This is a genomic window from Streptomyces sp. 8N114 (assembly GCF_052245835.1).
Taxonomy (GTDB): domain Bacteria; phylum Actinomycetota; class Actinomycetes; order Streptomycetales; family Streptomycetaceae; genus Streptomyces.
Window position 1 is genome coordinate 491,708 of sequence record NZ_JBQQBT010000002.1, and the last position, 17,647, is coordinate 509,354.

Sequence of the window (17,647 nt, forward strand, 5' to 3'; positions counted from 1 at the left end):
TAGCTGTGTCGTCACCGGGCCGGTCATGGGATCACCGCGGGGTCCGGGGGCGGGTGACACGGTCCAGCAGCGCACGGACCGCGGCGGTGCCCGGCCGCTTCCGCAGCGCACCGGCCGCCAGTTCGCGGGCCGCCACCTGCGCGGCGAGCAGCTGCAGCGCGGGCGCCAGCTCCCGACGGGCCAGCAGATAGCGGCGGTTGACCACGGTCACCGGGCGCCACCGCAGCTTGTACGGCTCGGTGCCGCGCAGCAGGCTCAGCGTGCCCCGGCCGGTGGTGGCCGCGTACTGGGCATCGTGCCGCAGCAGCATGGTCGCGATGTCCACCCGCTGCTCGCGCAGCCGCGGATCGGCGCCGTACAGATAGCCGCACACCAGGTCCGGCGAGGTGAAGGCGACATCGCAGGCGGCGACCAGGCCGCCGATCCGGTACTCGGTCACCGCGGCGTCCCCGCCGGCCACCAACGCCTCGAGGGAGCGCACCAGATGCGCCCCGAAACGGGACCGCAGATGCTCGGGCGTGACGCCTCTGCCGCGCCACTGCCGCTCGTGCAGCCGCAGCATGGTGCGCACCGCGTCGGGCACCCGCTCTCCCGTCACGGCGTGCGCCTCGATCCCGAGTTTCTCGATACGGCGCAGCTTGCGGCGGGTGCGTTTGGCGCCGGCCGGTGGCAGCCGACGCAGCATCTCCATCATCGGGATGCCGGGCAGCTCCAGACAGGCCGAGTCGGCCAGACACCTGCTGACCCCCGGCCAGGCCGCGTACAGCCGCTCGGCGGCCCCACCGGGGCGCACCTCGCGCAGATCGAGTACGGCGCTGCGGGTGGCCACATAGAGGGCGCGCGCGAGCGCCCCGGCCGCTCGCGGACAGCTGTCGTCCAGCAGCACGTCCTGGTAGTCGGAGATGGTACCGCCGAGGGTGACCAGTGCCGGCAGCGGCCGGTGCACGAGCATCAGCGGAGCGGCGGCGACCAGCCGGCCGTTCTCCCGGACCAGGACGACGCGCAGCCTGCCGCGGCGCCCGTACGACCGCCACCACGACCACAGCCAGGCGTGGCTCTGGAACGGGGTCGCCGACCGGTTGCGGGCGCGCAGCCCGTCCCAGTCGGCGGCCAGCGCGGCGAACTGCTCCTCGGCCCGGCACAGCGTCGCCGTCAGCCGGACCGGCGGCTGCCCGGAGGCGTCCCCCCGCCCGCCGCGCCACGGCGAGAGCACGGGACCGGCCATCCTGCGGCGGGTGGGCGGCCGTAGCGGGGACGTCATCGGGCGCCCTCCAGCTCCGTTGCCGGCCGGGCCGGTGCGCCGGTCTCGTCCGCTCCCGCGGCGACATCGCCGGCGGCGGGCCCCGGCACCGTGGCGGTGGCGGCCGGTCCGCGCCGCTGCGGGCGGGCCAGCAGCGCCAGTCCGCCGAGCAGTCCGCCCGCGCTCGCCCCCACTGAGACGGCGATCGGCATCGACGGGGAGACCGGCCCCGTGGCCGGCGCCGCGTGCGAGACGGCGGTCAGCCGGACACCGGTCCTGTCGGCCGACTTCTGCGCCGTGCCGGTGAGGGAGCGGGCCACGGCGTCGGCGTAGTCGGCCGCCCTGCCCGGCCGAGCCGCGCTGCCGGTGATCCGCACCATCGGTGCGTCCGGCGAGGCCCCGGCACGCACATGGGACCGCAGCGTGCCGCGTGGCAGCCCGGAGTCGGCCTCCGCGGCGCCCAGCACGACGGCGTCCGTGGCGATCTTCCCGTACGCCTGCGCATAGCCAAGGGCCGACGCCGCCTCCGCGTGCGCGCCGGGGGAGACGAGCACATAGCTGGTGGCCTCGTAGCGCGGTTCCGCGACGGCCGCGTACACCGTCCCGCCCAGCGCGCCCAGCGCCACGCACGCCGGCAGCGGCCACCATCCGGGCACCCGGCGTGGTCCGCTCCGCCGCTCCGCCGTCGGCGTTTCCGCAGGAGCTCTCGCTGTGCCGACGACGGCCTCTTCCGGCTCGCTCTCGAAGGCCGGTGCCGCCTTTCCCGGTGCGGCCTTGGACATGGGACTCACCTCGTTGTCAGGGGGCTGTGGTGGGGGAGGGGCGACGGCACCCGGGAGGGAGCGCGCCGTCCGTTGGTGGGTACGGCCTCGCCGCGCGGGCTGGTGCCGAGGGCGGTGCGGTAGACCCGCACCAGGCGCTCCGCGCAGTGCGCGATGTCGTAGTGGCGGACCGCCGGGGGCACCGGCAGCCGCACCGGTCCGGCGGCCCGTGCCGCCCGCAGCGCGACGGCCAGACCTTCCTGCGAGGCCGGGAACTCGCGGGCACCCGGGGCCAGTTCGTCGGGCAGGTCCGCGACCGCCGGACACGCGGCGTACAGCACGGGCAGCCCGGCGGCGAGCGCTTCGACCACCGCCAGCCCGAAGGACTCCTCCGCGGACGGCGACACGAACACGTCCGCGGCCGCCAGCACCCCCGGCACGTCGGGCGCCGGGCCGCCAGGCGCCGGCCGAGCACCGAGTCCTCCCGCGCACTCGCCCAGCAGCAGTACGCGGTCCGCGATGCCCAGTGCCTCGGCGCGGGCGCGCAAGGTCGGGCGTTCCGGGCCGTCACCGGCCAGCAGCAGCCGCGCGCCGGGCACCTCGGCCACGGCGTCCACCAGAGCGCCGAACCGCTTGCCCGGCACCAGCCGGCCGACCCCGGCCACCACGAAAGCGCCGGGGGGCAGGCCCAGTTGCCGCCGCACGGCAGCGCGTACGGAGGCGTCGAAGCGGAAGCGGGCCGCGTCGACGCCGTTGGGCACCGTGCACAGCCGTGCCGCGGGTACTCCCCAGCGGCACAGCCGTCCGGCGACGGTGCCGGAGACGGCGACGGTGGTGGTGCCGAGCCGTTCGGTGGCCAGGTAGAGGGCGCGGACCGCGGGGGTGAGGGGGCGGCCCTCCAGCATGCTGTCGCCCAGCGAGTGCTCGGTGGCCACCACGGTGCGCACCCCGGCCAGCCGCGCCGCGAACCGGCCGTACACGCAGGCCCGGTACAGATGGGTGTGCACCAGGTCGTAGCCGCCCGAGCGCACCAGCCGCACCAGTCGGGGCAGCGCCGACAGATCGCGGTTGCCCGTCATCCCCAGGTGGGTCACTCGGGTGCCGTCGGCGCGGATGCCCTCCGCGACGGTGCCCGGCGTGGTGAGGGTGACGACCTCGCTGTGCACGGAGTGCGTGGGCAAGTGGCGCAGCAGAAGGCGCAGTTGCTCCTCCGCGCCGCCGACGCCCAGCCCGGTGATGATGTGCAGCACCCTCATCGGCGTACACCGTCCCGGGGGACCGTTGCGGCGGGCGCCGGTGCGGCGGGCAGCGGCCTGCGGCGCAGCGGGTGCAGCACCTTCTTCAGATACATCCGTACGGAGGTGTCCCGGGCGTCGATGTGGGCACGCGGCAGCGCGTACATCCCGGTGAGCGGGCCGGGATCGATGGCGCACGCGTAGTGGTAACCGGCAGTGCGCACCGCCTCGACGGCGCGGCTGTCCAGCGTCCCGTACGGATAGCAGAACCCGGCCGGTGCCGTCCCGGTCAGCTCCACCAGCAGGCTGCGGCTGTGCGCCGTCTCGCGCTCGACGGTGGTGTCGTCGGCCGTGGTCAGGTCGGTGTGGGCCAGCCCGTGCGAGCCGACCTCGATACCCGCTGCGGCCACCGCCCGGATGCCGTCGGCGTCCAGCAGCGGCTTGCGCGGGCCCAGTTCGTCCCAGGCGTTGTCGCCACCGAGCCGCCCCGGCAGCACGAACGCGGTCGCAGTGCACTCGTACCTGCGCAGCAGCGGCAGGGCAGTGGTCAGGAAGTCGGCGTATCCGTCGTCGAAGGTGAGCCCCACCAGCCCGCCGCCCCGCCCCGCCGCGCGGGCCCGCAGCAACTGCCCCACCCCAACCCCCCTCAGCCCCCGGTCCCGCAGCCAGCGCAGCTGCCGCTCCAGCCGCGCAGGCGAGACGGTGATGCGGTACGGGTCGTCGGCGCACTCGGCGACCGAGTGGTACATCAGCAGCCAGGGGGTTCGGACACGTGTGTCAGCGGCCATGCGTGACCCTCCGTTCGACGGCGATGATCGTTCGGTTGACGGCGGCGAGCAGATGCGGCAGCTCCGGCGCTCCCACCAGCAGCCCGACGGCCAGGAAGGCGGCCAGCACGACGGCCCCGCCCACGGCGGCTGCGGCCAGAGGGGCGGAGAAGAGCGCGGCGGCGGCCCAGCCCGCGGTGGCGGCCGTGCCGGTGGCCACCAGCAGCCGCAGCAGCCCGGCCGCCACCCGGGGCACGTCGACGGCCACCACCCGGGCGCCGAGCCCGTGCAGCAGCAGCGCCGCGGTGACGGTGATGCCCAGCGCGTTGGCCGCCGCGATGCCCAGGACCCCCCAACTGCCCGCTGCCGCAACCCCGGTGCCCACTGTCACGGCGAGCCCGGCAGCCATCGCGGCGGCCGGGTACCAGGGCGGACGGTTGCCGGAGAAGAACGGGCGCACCAGGGCGCCGACCATGCTGTGCCCCAGCAGCCCGCAGCTGTACACCCGCATCACCGCGGCGGTCGCTGCGGTGTCCCTCGCGTCGAAGGCACCGCGCTCGAAGAGCAGTCCGACGATCTGCGGCGCGCAGGCCATCACATACGCGGCGCCCAGCAGCACCACGATCCCCGCCAGTGTCAGGTCCCGCTCCACCCGCCGTCGGGCCGCGGCCGCGTCGCCGTCGGCCATGGCACGCGCCACGACGGGGAAGGTGACGGTGCACACCATCAGCGAGAGCACCATCGGCAGTTGGGCCACCTTCTGCGCGTAGTTCAGGTGCGAGATGGCGCCCGCGGGCAGTGAGGAGGCCATGAAGCGCTCGAAGAGCACCTGCGCCTGCCGGCTCACCGTGAACGTGACGACCGGCGCCAGCACCCCGATGCCGACGAGCGCGCCGGTACGGGTGCCGACGAGCGCGCCGGTACGGGAGTGCTCCCGCACCACGCGCGCCGCTCGCCCGGCCCGGTCCCGAGCGGCGCCCGCCCGGGCGGTGGCCTTTCCGCGGGTGGCGTCCGTCCCCCGCGCCGGCAGGCGGCTCAGGAACGCGGGCAGCTGGACGAGCACCATCAGCGCTCCGCCGACGGCGACACCCAGCGCCGCGGCCCGCACGCCCCACAGGCCGTGCCCGGCGAACATCACCGCGATGACGCCCGCGTTGTAGACCAGGTAGATCGCGGCAGGCGCCGCGAAGTGCCGGTGCGCCCGCAGCGCCGCGCTGAAGTACCCCGCAAGGCCGAAGGTGAGCACCGTCAGTGCCGTCAGCCGCAGACAGTCCACCGCAGTGCCGGTGTCGGGCAGGCCCGGCGCGAGCAGCCGTACGGCATACGGCGCGGCCAGCATCAGCAGCCCGGCGGCGCAGACCAGCAGCAGCGCGAGTCGGGTCAGGGTGGCTGCCACCAGCGCCCGTACGGGGTCGGTCTCCTCCGCCGTGCTGCCCCGCGCCTCCGCCTCCCGGGCCGCCCTGCGGGAGAGGGCGAGGCTGAAGGCGGGCACGAGAACGAGCGCCATGGCGTCCTCGATCAGCAGGGTGGCGGCCAGTTCGGGCACGGTCCAGGCGACGAGGAACGCGTCGGTGCCGGCATCCGCGCCGAAGAGCTGGGCGATGGCTTGGTCCCGCAGCAGCCCGCACAGCGACCCGGCTGCGGTGAGTCCCGCGGTCACGGCCGCTGCCCGGGCCAGGAACCGCCCGAGCCGCGGCGACTCCTCGCCGCCGGCTGCCGCGGGCCCGGCGACCGGAGAGCGGGCCTCCGTGGGGGGAGCAGGGTGGGGGCCGGTCATCGTGCGGGGCTCCCGTCCGTGTCGGGCTCCACCACCGGCGATGGGCTCCCGTCTGGGGCCAGCTTCACTACCGGCGATGGGCTCCCGTCTGGGGCCGGCTTCACTACCGGCGACGGGCTCTCGTCCGTGTCCGGCTTCACTACCGGCGATGGGCTCCCGTCTGGGGCCGGCTTCACTACCGGCGACGGGCTCCCGTCCGGGTCCGGCTCCACCGCTGGCGACGGGCTCTCGTCCGTGTCCGGCTCCACCACCGGCGACAGCGCCCACCAGGTGGCCAGCCCCAGTACCAGGGCGGTGAGCACGGTGGAGGGGCCGCCGATGTCCCCGTACAGGAATTCCGCGCCCTGCCAGACCAGCAGTCCGGCCGCAACCGCGCCGCAGTCGGCAGCGGGGGAGGCCCGAGGGCCGCGCCGGGTGCTGCGCAGCCGCCGCAGGGAGCACACCAGCAGTGCGCCCCAGGAGCCCAGGAGCGCCACCGTGCCCACCAGGCCCTGTTCGCTGAGCACCAGCAGATACATGTTGTGCGGTGACAGCAGCGGCTCGCGCTGGAAGGGCGTTCCGGCACCTGCTGCGTCACCGCCGGAGGAGAGCTCCAACGCGGCGTGTGCGTCGCGGTGTTCGGGAAAGCCCTTGGGGCCGACTCCGGTGGCGGGTGCCTGCCGCCAGATGTCCACGGCAGCTCCCCACAGGGTGTACCGGTCCGTCACCGAGCGGTCCGGCGAGTCGGACACCTCGGTGATGCTCCGGGCTCGTTGGGTCAACTCCTGGGTGGCGACCCCGAAGCCGCCCACCAGCACCACACCAGCGGCCACCACCACGGCCAGCACACACACCGTCGTACGAGCCCCGCGCAGCACGAGCAGCAGCAGGGCCGCAAGAATCGTGGCGATCCACGCGCCCCGGCTGTAGGAGAGGGCGAGCGGGACGACGAGCACGGCGGCGCAGCCCAGCGCGCAAGGGCGCAGCCACCGGGGGGCGCCCGCCGGCGGGTGGAGGCCGCACGCCAGCGCCGTCACAAGTCCGTACGAGACGGCCGTGGCCATGCCCATCACGTCCAGCGCGCCGAAGGTGCCCACCGCGCGGACGTTCTCGCCCTGGTAGGAGGCACCGGTACCGGTGAGGGCCTGCACCACGCCGACCGCGCCCTCGATCAGCGCCAGCAGCACCACCGCCGCGCACACCAGCCGGGCGTCCCGCGCATTCCGCAGCGACAGCAGCACCGCGCCCGGCACCAGGACGAAGAGCTGGAGGTAGCGCACGAAGCCCGGCAGGCTCGCCGCGGGGTCGGCCGAGGCGATGGTCGTCACGGCGAACGCCGCGGCGGGCGCGCCCAGCACCAGCGCGGCGAGCGGCGTCAGCGCGCGGGGCGAAGGGCGGCCTGCCGTACGCCGGGCGGCCCGCTCCCGCAGCAGCCCCAGCGCGCACCAGACCACCAGCACGCCCGAGCAGACGTCCGCGAGGGTCATACCGCTGTGCCCGCCCGGACTCGTACGGTCCGCCGGGGCGCACAGCAGCAGCACCGTCACCACGACCGGCACCGCCGGTCCGCTCGGCCCGATCCGCGCCAACCGGCCGACCGGCGTCCCCCCGCCGGTCCGCGACGGCAGTGCCGCACTGCCGGCCGCCGCGCTCACCGGCCCTCCAGGCGGAAGAAGGAGGTCGCCGTGTGGCAGATGATGCGGATGTCCTGCCACAGCGACCAGGTCTCGATGTAGTGGTTGTCGAACCGTGCCCGGTCCGCGATGGAGGTGTCGCCGCGCAGCCCGTGGATCTGCGCCAGTCCGGTGAGGCCGACCGGGATGCGGTGCCGCTGCGCGTAGCCGGGGTGGAGCCGGCTGAACTGCTGGACGAAATAGGGGCGTTCCGGCCGTGGCCCCACCAGGCTCATATCGCCCCGGAGGACGTTCCACAGCTGCGGCAGCTCGTCCAGCGAGGTACGGCGCAGCAGCCGGCCGACGCGGCTGGTGCTCACGTCGCCCACGACGGTCCACCTGGTCGCCGCCTCGTGCTCGTCGGCGGGCCGTACGGTACGGAACTTCAGCAGGGTGAACGGGCGCCCGTCCCGACCGATGCGCTCCTGCCGGAAGAGCACGTCCGGGCCATCGAGTACGCGTACCGCCAGAGCGCAGCCGGCCATCACCGGCGCCGCCAGCAGCAGCGCCGGGACGCTCAGTGCGAGGTCAAGCAGTCGTTTGCGCAGGCCCGTGCGCGGCCGGGGGCAGCCCAGGGCCAGCTGGTGGCAGGAGAACCCCCACAGATGGTGCTCGGCGGGCCGCCTGCTGCCCGGCAGGGCGTGCCCGCCGTGTGCCTCCAGGGCGCAGCCGGGCCGTACCAGCCAGCCGGTCACTCCGCGCTCGCCCAGCAGCCCCGCCAGCGCCGCGGTGTGCGGGTCGTCCCAGGGCAACCGTACGAAGACGGCGTCCCGCACGGCGCCGCGAGCGACCTCCCGCGCCACCTCCTCCGGGGTGGCGACGACGGGCAGCGGGGGCCGGCCGACGGTGTCGCCCGTTGCCCCTTCGCTTTCCGTACCGGACCCGCGCGGGTCCACCAGCGCCACGGGCCGCAGCCCGTACCGAGGCCGTTCGGCGAGCGCGGCAGTCACCGCTCGTGCCGTCTCTCCCCGTCCCACGACCAGCGCGGCGCGCGGTCTGCGGCGGTTCCGGTGGCGGCACACCCCGTGCACCAGGGCGCGGGCCGCGCACACCAGTACCGCGTTCGCGGCGATACCCGCCAGCAGGGTGGTGAGGCTCAGTGCCCCGGTGCCTCCGCACGCCGCCAGCACCGTGACTCCGACGCACCAGGCGATAACGACGCGCCTGCTGAGCGCGGGGAGTTCGGCAAGCGCCTGCGGATCGAGCCCCGGCCGGTAGAGGCCCGCTCGCGCGCACAGCGCGGCCAGGCTCGCACAGGTGGGGGCCAGCAGCTGCGCTGCCACGTCCGGGCCCGCGCAGCTCAGCACGGCGAAGGCGGTCGCCGCCACGTCGGCGGCGGCCAGCGGCAGGGCCGCACCGCGGCGGCGTGGGGTGGCGGCGCGGCGCGGCGGCGCCGCAACAGGTCCGCGCGCCGACGGTACCGAAGGGGTCGGCGACCGCCTGCCGTACGCGGCCGGCTCACATACTTCGCTATCCGCGCCGGAGACCGGGCGGGGCAGGACGGGCGCGCTGCGGGCCGGCCGCCCGGCAGCATCGTCCCCCGGGCCGGTCGCCGCGCCCCGCGGGCCCTGGCCGCTGTCGGTGCTTTCCGCGGTCATCGCGTACCCGCCCACTCCGCGACCGGGACAGCCGCCGTCGCGCCCCGTTGCCGTAGCACCTCCCGGTACAGCTCCAGCACGGCGGCTGCCGTGGTGCGCACGTCGAACCGGGCCCGTACGTGCTCGCCGGCCCGCTGCGCCAACTCGGCTCGCAGCCCGGGGTCGAGCGCGAGCCGTACCACGGCGTCCGCGAGCGCGTCCGGGTCGGCGGGCGGCACCAGACAGCTGGTCTCCTGCCCGGGGGGCAGCAGCTCACGGGACCCGGCCACGTCGCTGACGACCACGGGGCGACCGCAGGCCATCGCCTCCAGCGGGGTCAGCGCCATGCCCTCCCACCGCGACGGCAGCACCACCAGGTCAGCGGCGGCGTACCAGTCGCACACCGCGTCGGCCGCGCCCGCGAAGACCACCCCGGGCGGGGCAGCGCGGCGCAACTCCTCCCGGTCGGGGCCGTCGCCGACCAGCACCAGCCGCGCGTCCGGGACCCTGGCCGCCACCCGCGGCCAGGCGGCCAACAGAGTGCGCTGTCCCTTCTGTTCGCACAGCCGCCCGACGCACACCACCAGCACCGCCGACGGCGGCAGCTCGGCCAGTGCCGAGGGAAGCAGCTCCCGCAGCGCCGCGTGCCGCGCCGTGGGGCCGTCCGCCTGCCGCGTGTCGGGAGCGGTGAAGCGCGCCGTGTCGACACCGTTGTGCACCACGGCCCACCGGGCGCGCACCCCGGCCGCCGCGCCGGTCTCCCGCTCGGCCTCGCTCACACACAGCACCCGGTCCGCCCACCGGGCCGCGTACCGCTCCCAGGCGCGGGCCAGCCGCGCGGTGCCTCCCGTGGCGGCCTCGAAGGACCAGGCGTGCGGCTGGTGGACGGTGGGCAGCCTGCCGCGCAGCGCCAGCCGTGCGGCGAGCCCGGCCTTGGCGCTGTGCGCGTGCACCAGGTCGGGGCGTACGGCACGGAGCAGGCGCTGTACGCCGTACACCTCGGCCGCGAGATACGCCCCCGGCTCGCGGACGGCGGACCAGCGCACGGTGCGGGCACCCGCTGCCGTCGCGGCTTGTGTCAGCCGGCCGCCCCCGGGGCACGCCACGACGACGTGCAGCCCCGCGTCGACCTGGGACTTCGCGAGATCGGCGACAACGCGCGCCACACCGCCCTCGACGGGCTGGGCGAGGTGCAGGACGGTCATCAGCCCCTGAGGCTCGCTTCCGCATCGTGCAGTGCGCTGTGCCGGCAATTCAGGCATGGACGACTCCGCCTCCCGAGATGAAGCAGAGTGACCTTGACAAAATCCGACTGTCGAACCTGAGCGGCGCGCCGGTTATCTTCTGGTTTTCACCGACTGATCCCACGCGTGGCGGGTGCGACGCCGGCACATCCCGATGAGCGCCTCGACCATGGGGCGCCGCGCCCGTCCCCGGTTGACTGGACGTACGGCCCGCCGTCCGAGTGGAGCGGGCACGGCAGAGAGGGGACGGGTGTGCGAGTGCTGCAAGGGGTGTCGCTGATGGGCGCCGTACTGCTGACCGGGTTGAGCGCGGGCCTCTACTACGGCTTCGCCTCCGCGGTGATGCCAGGACTGCGGCGCTCCGGGGACAGGACGTTCGTGGAGGGCATGCAGCGCATCAACACGGCCATCCTGAACGGCTGGTTCCTGCTGCTGTTCGCCGGCTCGCTGCTGCTGATCGCCGTCGCTGGTTCGCTGCATCTGTGGGGCGGTGGCAGCAGGGGTGCGGTGCCGTGGATCGTGGCGGCGGCCGTGCTGTACGTCGCCGTCCTCGTGATCACCATGGGGTTCAACGTCCCGCTCAACGACGCGCTCGACGCCGGTGGCCTGCCGGACAGCGCGGAGCGGCTGGCCGAGCTGCGCGAGCGTTTCGAGGGCGCGTGGAACCGGTGGAACCTGCTCCGCACCGTCTGCAACACGGCCGCATTCGGGTGTCTGGCCTGGGCGCTGGTGCGGTACGGGAACGGGAGCTGAGCCCGGGCGATGCCCACTCGGGCACATCTCCCGTCGGCCGTACCGCTGTACCTTCCTATGTCCTTGTCGTGTACCGGCGGACCTCCCTGCCGTCCTACTTTCCCCGGCGGCGGCCGAACCGTAGCGCCCGGGCCAGTACGTCCAGTGCCTCGTCGGCCCAGCCGATGGAGTGCAGGCCCGAGGTGACGTTGTTCGGCGGGCGGTTGATGAGGGTGTCGCGGCGCACCAGCCGGGTGAAGTCGACCCGCACCGCCTCGCTGCGCGGCCGGCCCCCGTACGGCGTACGGAACTCCACCCCGGCCCGCCGCATCACGTCGATCAGCTCCTGGGCGAGGATGCCGTAGGCGACCGTCGTGGGATGGACGCCGTCCAGCGAGAAGAGTCCGCCGTCGCTGCGCCGGTCGCCGTCGCTCAGCAGGAACCGCGAGTTGGGCACCGGGTCGAGCGCGGCCAGCTCACGGGGGAGCGGATACGGCGTCCACCAGTCGGGCCGCGCTCGCTCGTCCTCGAAGTAGCGGCGGCAGGCCAGCCGGTCCAGCAGCCCGGCGGTGTCCAGCAGATACCAGTCCCGCCCGGCGCGCCGCGCCGTGCGCACGGCCTCGGCCATGGCGTCGTTGTACTGGTCGATTGCCGCGTCTATCGCGCGCGCCTGCTCGCCGGTCAGATGCGGATCGCGCTCCACGTCGAAGGCGCTGTCGCCGATCCAGGGGCGGGTGTAGTACGGGAAGTAGCGCGACCCGGGTTCCTGCTTGCCGCGCACTCCCCGGGCGATCGGGGCGATGGTGACGTGCGGGACGGTGCACCAGATCACGTGCCGGGCCCTGATCTGCCCGACCGCGTGGGCCAGTTGCCGCAGTTCGGCCGCGAAGTGCTCGGGCCGCCACACCGTGAACCGCGCCTTCTCGTGCAGATCGTCGTAGCCCTCCTCGCTCCAAACGACCTTGAGTTCGATGACGGAGGACAGTGCGTTGTTGGCGCCCAGGAAGACGATCAGCGTCTCGATGCCGTGGTCCGGGTCCGCCTCCTGCTCGCCGTCCTCGGTGGCCTCGCCGTGCCGGGCGCCGCCGGTCTGCTCGCCCAGTGCCGCTGCCGCACCTACCTGGCTCAGCGCGCCGGAGGCCGGGGGCCGGGTGGGGAGGGTGCGCAGCGCGGCGCGCTCACCCGGGCTGTCCACCACTTGCCGCACCAGGTTGTCGCTCGGGCTGTCGATCATCTTGCCGCACACGTCCGCCGACTTGTCCAGCGCGTCCCGCAGGTCCCAGCCGAATACGGCCAGGTTGTGGTTGATGGCCGTGTTGGTCACCGGGGTGCAGCCGCCGCCGCGCTCCCAGTAGTCCTCCACCTTGTCCATGAAGCGGCGGGCCCGGAAGAGCGCCGAGGGGGTGTCCCACCAGTCGAGCGTCGGACCGCAGTGGTCCTCGATGTCGCGCAGCAGCATCTCCAGGTTGAGCGGGAGCCCGCCGCAGCCGTCGAAGGAGGGGTACCGGAAGTGCTCGGCCCAGCCCAGCTCGTGCGCGATGATCGCCGGATACGACAGCTGGGTCTGGAAGGCCGCGCAGCTCTGGAAGCCCTGGGTGAGGGAGTCGCCGATGGTCACCAGCCGGTTGCGGGGCTCGCCGCGCCAGGAGGTGGCGACGGGGATGCCCAGGGTGGGGTCGGTGTAGGGCGCCCCCGGACCGGCCCGGCCGGTGGCGGGCCGCGGTGCTGCGCCGGGGGTCGGTGCGGAGGGGGGTTCGGGTGCGGAGGGGGGTTCCGGTGCCGTCATGTCACGCCCCGATCTGCCGCTGCCGGGGCTGCCGGTCTGGCTTCGCACTCCGGTTGCGGCTGTGTCCGGTGAGTACGGTGTCCCTCCAGCACAGCGCGGCAGCGGGCGGCAGGCCAGAGGCGGGACGGTGAACTACGCGCCATCTACGCCCGGTCTACGTCAACGGAGCACGTGTGGCGAGGCGTTGGGGCAGGACGCCGACCGTGCGGCTCGGCCGGGAAAGAGCGAGTCCGGAAGAGGGCCGGGGCGGGGGTCGGCGTGGCGCGGGTGGGCCACAGGAGTCACAATGGCGGAGCCGAACACCTGCGGTCACTCGGTCAACTCGCTTCCATGGGGCCTGACTCTGCGGGATCATCGCTCGCGGCAGTCAGGACTAGACCACTACAGTGCGTGCGCGAAGTGGCCTTACACGGGGATTGGGTGAACCGCATGACCGAGATCCAGGAAAAGCCGGATACCAGCGATCGCACCGAGGCCCGGCTGGCCGTCGCCGTCTACGTCGAGGCCGAACTCCTCCGCCTCGGGCTCCAGGCAATGCTGCCCGGCCTGGCGACCGTCGAGCGCGCCGAACAGTTCTCACACCCCGCGGTACTCGAGCGGGCGTTGGCCGACAACAGGTTCCACGTGCTCATCCTCTCCAGCTCCAACAGCGCCCCCGGTTCCGTCAACCGGTTGCGCCACACCCAGCCGGGGCTCCGAACCCTCGTCCTCCTCGATCCCGCCGACGCGGAGTCCGACTCGGCACTCGCCCGGCTGCCGGCCGACGGCTATCTGCTGCGGGAGGAGCTGACCGCGGCGGCCCTGGACCGGGCGCTGCGGCAGCTCGCCGCGGACGAGATGCCGATGCCGCTGCGCCTGGGCCGCCAACTCCTCAGCCAGGCAGGCGAGTCCGCGCATCTGCTGCCGGCCCGCACGGTGCGGCTGACGGCGCGCGAGCACGAAGTGCTCGCCCATCTGGTGGCCGGGCTCAGCAACAAGCAGATCGCCCGCCATCTGCGGATCTCCGAGCACGGCGTCAAACGGCTGGTGAGCAGCGTGCTGCTGAAGCTGGGTGCTGCCAACCGCACCGCGGCCGTGGTCACCGCGATCAAGCTGGGCCTCATCGACTGAACCGCCCGCCACGGGCGGTGGCAGCGGAGCGGAACCGGAATGCCCTGGTCGGGCAGGGCATCGGTCGGCCCTGGCCGACCAGTCGGTATGCGATGCCCTGACCACCAGGGCTACCCGATCGGTCAGCCCCGTTCGTCCAGCTCAGTGTGGGCGGTCGTACGGGGCTGTCGGCGGTATGAAGCGGAGAGCAGGATCAGCGCAGCGTCTTGGCGACGGCCGTCGAAGGCCCGCCGAACTCCCGCCGCCGGGCTCGTCGTTGTTGCGGCGGAGGGAAGTGCGCCGCAACGAAACGTTCGGCCCGGTCGCCGGACACGGCTTCCGCACCTGCTGAGAGGACCGCCCAGATGAGCTGGAGGCACCAGGACCCCGCAACCCTCGCGGATGCCGCCGTCAGCAGCGTGGCCCTCGTCGCCGACCCGTTCGCGCAGTCGGCGGCTCCCGGCTTCTGGGTCTGGTCCCGCGAAGCCCATCGGGCCGTCACCGACGCGGTGCTCGCCCTGCCCGACGCAGGCATCCGTACCCTGGCCGAGACCGTAGGCAAGGACCCCGCCGACATCACGGCCTGCCGTCGGCTGACGGCGCTGCTGGACGACCGGCTCACACACGCTGCCGACGAGCCGGAGACCGAGCGCCTCGCGGCCCTCGCCTGGGACGCGGAGACCCGCTCCCGGCTGCGGATGCAGACCGGCACCCAGCGGCCGGCCGGGCTCGGCACGCCGGACGCGGGGGAGATCCTGCGTACCTCGCAGCCTCCGGCAAAGCCGACCGGGCCGGTTGACGCGGCACTGGTGATCCCGTTCCGGGAGCGTGGTGAGGAAGGGGACCGCACCCGCAATCTGGCCGCAGTGCTGCAGGCGCTCAACGACCAGAGCCATCCACGGGACCGCTACCGCGTCGTCGTGGTGGAGGCCGACTCCCGGCCGCGCTGGGAGAGCATGTACGCGCCCTGGTGCGACACCTACCTGTTCGCCGAGAACGACGGCCCGTTCAACTACTCGTGGACCATCAACGCGGGCGTGGTGCACGGCGCCCGTCCCGCCGAGCTGATCTGCGTACTGGAAGCCGACATCCTCGTCGACCGCGGCTTCGTGGAGCGCGCCGTCGAGCGGTTCCGGGTGCCGGGCACCCAGGCGCACTGGCCGTTCGAGGACATGCTGTATCTCGACGCCGCCTCCAGCCACCAGGCCGTCACCGAACGCTGCCTGGAAGGGCGCTCGGCCCTGGACAGGGACGCGCTGCGTGGGGTCTTCCTGCGCCGTACCCCCGGGGCCTGCGTCTGGCTGCGCGAGAACCTCTTCACCCGGATCGGCGGCTACGACGAGCGGTTCACCGCGGGCTGGGGCGGTGCCGACAACGACTTCACCTGGCGGGCCGATCTGCACGGCGGCCTCGACCGGTACCGCGACCGCATGGTCCACCTGCACCATGCACGCGCCACCGACTGGTACGACGCCGAGGGCGCGGGGGCCGGAGCCTACGAGACGTTCCCCTGGTGCACCTGGCCGCCGGACTCCGAGATCGGCGACCTGACCAAGTTCACGCAGAGCCGTTCCCAGCAGCCCCAGCAGCCGCGTTGAGCGCGCAAACCCTCGAGAAACAGGGGAAGACACCCATGGAACCTGTGGTCGGCATCGGCCCGGTCTCACGCTGTACCGTCGACGCGGCCCTCGTCGTCGCGCGGCGCACCCGCACCCCGCTCATGCTCATCCCCAGCCGCCGCCAGGTGGACGCCGCCGAGTTCGGCGGCGGCTATCTGGGCTGGACCACCCAGGAGTTTGCCGACTACGTCAAGGAGCGCGACCCGGACGGGCTGCTGCTCCTGTGCCGGGACCACGGCGGCCCCTGGATGCACACCGCGGAGGCCGACATCACCGAGCCCACCGACGCGATGGACTCGTGCGTCCGCTCCTTCACCGCCGACCTCGACGCCGGGTTCGGACTTCTGCACATCGACACCTCCGAAGGCCGTCCCGGCACCGGGCCCGTCCCCGCGCAGACCGCCGCGGCACGGCTGGTGGAGCTGTACGCGCGCTGCCACGCGGAGGCCACCGCGCGCGGCGCCGAGGTCGCGTACGAGATCGGCTTCGAACCGCAGGACGTCTCCACCAACGACCCCGACGAGTTCAAGGCCGCCCTCCGGCTCGTACTCGAAGGCATCGAGGCGGCCGGCGCGCCGCGGCCGCGCTACGTCGTCGCACAGACCGGCACCAAGGTCGCCGAACTGCGCAACGTCGGCCGCTTCCACGAGCCGCAGGCCCGTGACGAGACGCTGCGCCAGGTCTCCACCCTGGCCGCCACCTGTCACCAGGAAGGCGTACAGCTCAAGGCGCACAACTGCGACTACCTCACCACCGAGGAGACGGCACTGCTGCTGCGGGCCGGCGTGGACGCGTTCAACGTCGCACCGGAGTACGGCGTCGCCGAGACCCGCGCCCTGCTGCGCGTCCTGGACGAGATGGCGCTGACCCGCGCCAAGGAGGACTTCCTGCGGCTCGCCTACGACAGCGGCAAGTGGCGCAAATGGATGCTGGACCCGACCACCGCGACCGACGTCGAGCGCGCCGTCATCGCCGGCCACTATGTCTTCCGCAGCGACGAGGGACTGCGCATCCGCGAGGAGGCCGCGCTCGCCCTCTCCGCACGCGGCAGGCCACCGCTTGACGCGGTGCTGCGGGACGCCGTGGCCGAACGTATCGAGTCCGCGCTGCGGGCCGTGACGCAGGCTGCGGGTCAGGCAGCGGAGCCGGCCGACGCGCGGGCCGCCGGGCGGACCGACGAGGCGGTACGGTGAGCGCCCCCGTGCCCGACGTCTACGCACCCGGCACGCTCCAGGAAGCCGTCGACCGCATCCTGCGGGTCCCCGACGAGCACCGCACGTTCGCCAAGGACTCCGCCTTCGCCGAGCAGACCTGGGCCATCGGTCCGGCGCTGCTCGAAGCCCTCCTCGACCACGGATTGCCGCACCGGGGCGACGGGGACCGGCGGCGCTTCGAGCGCACCGACCTGCACAACATCAGCACCTACCTGAACCTGCCCTCGCCCTACTTCAAGGCCCTCACCCGCAAGGCCCAGTCCATGGACGAGGTGGCCCGTAAGGGCGAGCAGCACATCCACGAGCTGGAGCTGCGTGCCGACTGCGCCGAGCCGGGCCACACCGGGGAGTGCGCGTTCACCACCATCCCCGGGCTGAGCCGCTACAGCGAGCCCGGCAGCCTGCGGGAGACCACGCCAGGGGTGTTCACCGTACGGGCCCAGCTGCCGTCCAACAGCCTGGTGTTCGACGAGGACCGCTCCGATCTGCTGTCCCTCGTCGCAGACTGGGAGCTGTACGTACTGCCCGACGGGGTCATCGAGGACGAGGGCTTCTCCCGTGAGACCCGGCTGGCCAACTGCCTCATCCCCACGCGGCTGCTGCTGCGGGAGGCCGAGCGGCGCGGCATCCGCGCCCGGCACGGGGCCGGGCTGCTGGTCGCTCCGCCGTTCACCACGCTGCACCACTGGGTGGAGTTCGAGCTGGACGGCGACTGGGTGCCGGCCGACCCGGTACTGCTGACCGCGTTCTCGCGCTGGGGCATGACAGACCCCGCCGACTGGCCGTACAACCGCTCGGTCGCCGGCAGCGTCTGGCACCTGCTCACCTGGCCGCCCGAGGTGTTCTTCCCCGTCGTCCGCGACCGCGGCGTCCAGGCGCCCGTGCACATCTCGGCGCGCTAGCCCCGAACCCCCTCCTGCCACCCCGACGTACCACCACCCTCATGGAAGGACC

The 17,647-nt window shown here is 73.9% G+C and carries 14 protein-coding genes; 5 read left to right on the plus strand and 9 right to left on the minus strand.

What is annotated here, in order from left to right; all coding sequences use genetic code 11:
• Positions 1-31: 31 nt before the first annotated feature.
• The 8 genes from ACTWQF_RS07655 to ACTWQF_RS07690 all read right to left on the minus strand — a co-directional run bounded on the left by ACTWQF_RS07655 (position 32) and on the right by ACTWQF_RS07690 (position 10,271).
• Positions 32-1,261 carry a GNAT family N-acetyltransferase gene (locus tag ACTWQF_RS07655; RefSeq protein WP_443278348.1) on the minus strand — a complete coding sequence of 410 codons (1,230 nt, stop codon included), beginning with the start codon at positions 1,259-1,261 and terminating at the stop codon, positions 32-34.
• A complete protein-coding gene (locus ACTWQF_RS07660) occupies positions 1,258-2,022 on the minus strand; it encodes a hypothetical protein (RefSeq protein ID WP_443278350.1) in 765 nt (254 codons plus the stop codon). The genes ACTWQF_RS07655 and ACTWQF_RS07660 overlap by 4 nt, the downstream gene beginning before the upstream one ends.
• A 5-nt stretch (positions 2,023-2,027) precedes the next feature.
• On the minus strand, positions 2,028-3,257 hold the full coding sequence (locus ACTWQF_RS07665; protein WP_443278352.1) for a glycosyltransferase: 1,230 nt from the start codon (positions 3,255-3,257) through the stop codon (positions 2,028-2,030).
• Positions 3,254-4,024, minus strand: a complete 771-nt coding sequence (locus ACTWQF_RS07670) for a polysaccharide deacetylase family protein (RefSeq protein WP_443278354.1) — start codon at positions 4,022-4,024, stop codon at positions 3,254-3,256. The genes ACTWQF_RS07665 and ACTWQF_RS07670 overlap by 4 nt, the downstream gene beginning before the upstream one ends.
• Positions 4,014-5,780: a murein biosynthesis integral membrane protein MurJ gene (gene murJ / locus ACTWQF_RS07675; protein WP_443278356.1), complete on the minus strand. Its 1,767-nt coding sequence runs from the start codon at positions 5,778-5,780 to the stop codon at positions 4,014-4,016. Before murJ ends, ACTWQF_RS07670 begins: the two co-directional genes overlap by 11 nt.
• On the minus strand, positions 5,777-7,348 hold the full coding sequence (locus ACTWQF_RS07680) for an O-antigen ligase family protein (protein WP_443278491.1): 1,572 nt from the start codon (positions 7,346-7,348) through the stop codon (positions 5,777-5,779). Before ACTWQF_RS07680 ends, murJ begins: the two co-directional genes overlap by 4 nt.
• A 62-nt stretch (positions 7,349-7,410) precedes the next feature.
• Entirely contained in the window at positions 7,411-9,030 is a 1,620-nt protein-coding gene (locus tag ACTWQF_RS07685; RefSeq protein ID WP_443278358.1) for a sugar transferase, read from the minus strand.
• Entirely contained in the window at positions 9,027-10,271 is a 1,245-nt protein-coding gene (locus tag ACTWQF_RS07690; protein WP_443278360.1) for a glycosyltransferase, read from the minus strand. The genes ACTWQF_RS07685 and ACTWQF_RS07690 overlap by 4 nt, the downstream gene beginning before the upstream one ends.
• A gap of 234 nt (positions 10,272-10,505) precedes the next feature.
• Here ACTWQF_RS07690 and ACTWQF_RS07695 point away from each other — a divergent pair, with 234 nt between their 5' ends.
• The gene (locus tag ACTWQF_RS07695) at positions 10,506-11,006 is read left to right on the plus strand and encodes an anthrone oxygenase family protein (RefSeq protein WP_443278362.1); all 501 of its coding nucleotides are present in this window, start codon (positions 10,506-10,508) and stop codon (positions 11,004-11,006) included.
• Between the two features lie 94 nt (positions 11,007-11,100).
• Here the strand turns inward: ACTWQF_RS07695 and ACTWQF_RS07700 are convergent, their stop codons facing one another.
• Positions 11,101-12,771, minus strand: a complete 1,671-nt coding sequence (locus ACTWQF_RS07700; protein WP_443278363.1) for a hypothetical protein — start codon at positions 12,769-12,771, stop codon at positions 11,101-11,103.
• A 429-nt stretch (positions 12,772-13,200) separates the two neighbouring features.
• Between ACTWQF_RS07700 and ACTWQF_RS07705 the strand changes: the two genes are divergently transcribed.
• The 4 genes from ACTWQF_RS07705 to ACTWQF_RS07720 all read left to right on the plus strand — a co-directional run bounded on the left by ACTWQF_RS07705 (position 13,201) and on the right by ACTWQF_RS07720 (position 17,595).
• The gene (locus tag ACTWQF_RS07705) at positions 13,201-13,881 is read left to right on the plus strand and encodes a LuxR C-terminal-related transcriptional regulator (RefSeq protein WP_443278365.1); all 681 of its coding nucleotides are present in this window, start codon (positions 13,201-13,203) and stop codon (positions 13,879-13,881) included.
• Positions 13,882-14,225: 344 nt separating this feature from the next.
• Positions 14,226-15,458, plus strand: a complete 1,233-nt coding sequence (locus ACTWQF_RS07710; protein WP_443278367.1) for a glycosyltransferase family 2 protein — start codon at positions 14,226-14,228, stop codon at positions 15,456-15,458.
• A 35-nt stretch (positions 15,459-15,493) separates the two neighbouring features.
• Complete coding sequence (locus tag ACTWQF_RS07715) at positions 15,494-16,672, plus strand: class II D-tagatose-bisphosphate aldolase non-catalytic subunit (RefSeq protein WP_443278368.1); 1,179 nt, start codon at positions 15,494-15,496, stop codon at positions 16,670-16,672.
• Positions 16,669-17,595: a hypothetical protein gene (locus tag ACTWQF_RS07720; RefSeq protein ID WP_443278370.1), complete on the plus strand. Its 927-nt coding sequence runs from the start codon at positions 16,669-16,671 to the stop codon at positions 17,593-17,595. The genes ACTWQF_RS07715 and ACTWQF_RS07720 overlap by 4 nt, the downstream gene beginning before the upstream one ends.
• Positions 17,596-17,647: the final 52 nt, after the last annotated feature.

Coding starts and splice junctions, on each gene's coding strand:
- ACTWQF_RS07710 (WP_443278367.1), top strand. CDS start 14,226: ATGAGCTGGAGGCACCAGGACCCCGCAACCCTCGCGGATGCCGCCGTC.
- ACTWQF_RS07700 (WP_443278363.1), bottom strand. CDS start 12,771: ATGACGGCACCGGAACCCCCCTCCGCACCCGAACCCCCCTCCGCACCG.
- ACTWQF_RS07670 (WP_443278354.1), bottom strand. CDS start 4,024: ATGGCCGCTGACACACGTGTCCGAACCCCCTGGCTGCTGATGTACCAC.
- ACTWQF_RS07665 (WP_443278352.1), bottom strand. CDS start 3,257: ATGAGGGTGCTGCACATCATCACCGGGCTGGGCGTCGGCGGCGCGGAG.
- ACTWQF_RS07690 (WP_443278360.1), bottom strand. CDS start 10,271: ATGCCTGAATTGCCGGCACAGCGCACTGCACGATGCGGAAGCGAGCCT.
- ACTWQF_RS07655 (WP_443278348.1), bottom strand. CDS start 1,261: ATGACGTCCCCGCTACGGCCGCCCACCCGCCGCAGGATGGCCGGTCCC.
- murJ (WP_443278356.1), bottom strand. CDS start 5,780: ATGACCGGCCCCCACCCTGCTCCCCCCACGGAGGCCCGCTCTCCGGTC.
- ACTWQF_RS07705 (WP_443278365.1), top strand. CDS start 13,201: ATGACCGAGATCCAGGAAAAGCCGGATACCAGCGATCGCACCGAGGCC.
- ACTWQF_RS07660 (WP_443278350.1), bottom strand. CDS start 2,022: ATGTCCAAGGCCGCACCGGGAAAGGCGGCACCGGCCTTCGAGAGCGAG.
- ACTWQF_RS07685 (WP_443278358.1), bottom strand. CDS start 9,030: ATGACCGCGGAAAGCACCGACAGCGGCCAGGGCCCGCGGGGCGCGGCG.
- ACTWQF_RS07715 (WP_443278368.1), top strand. CDS start 15,494: ATGGAACCTGTGGTCGGCATCGGCCCGGTCTCACGCTGTACCGTCGAC.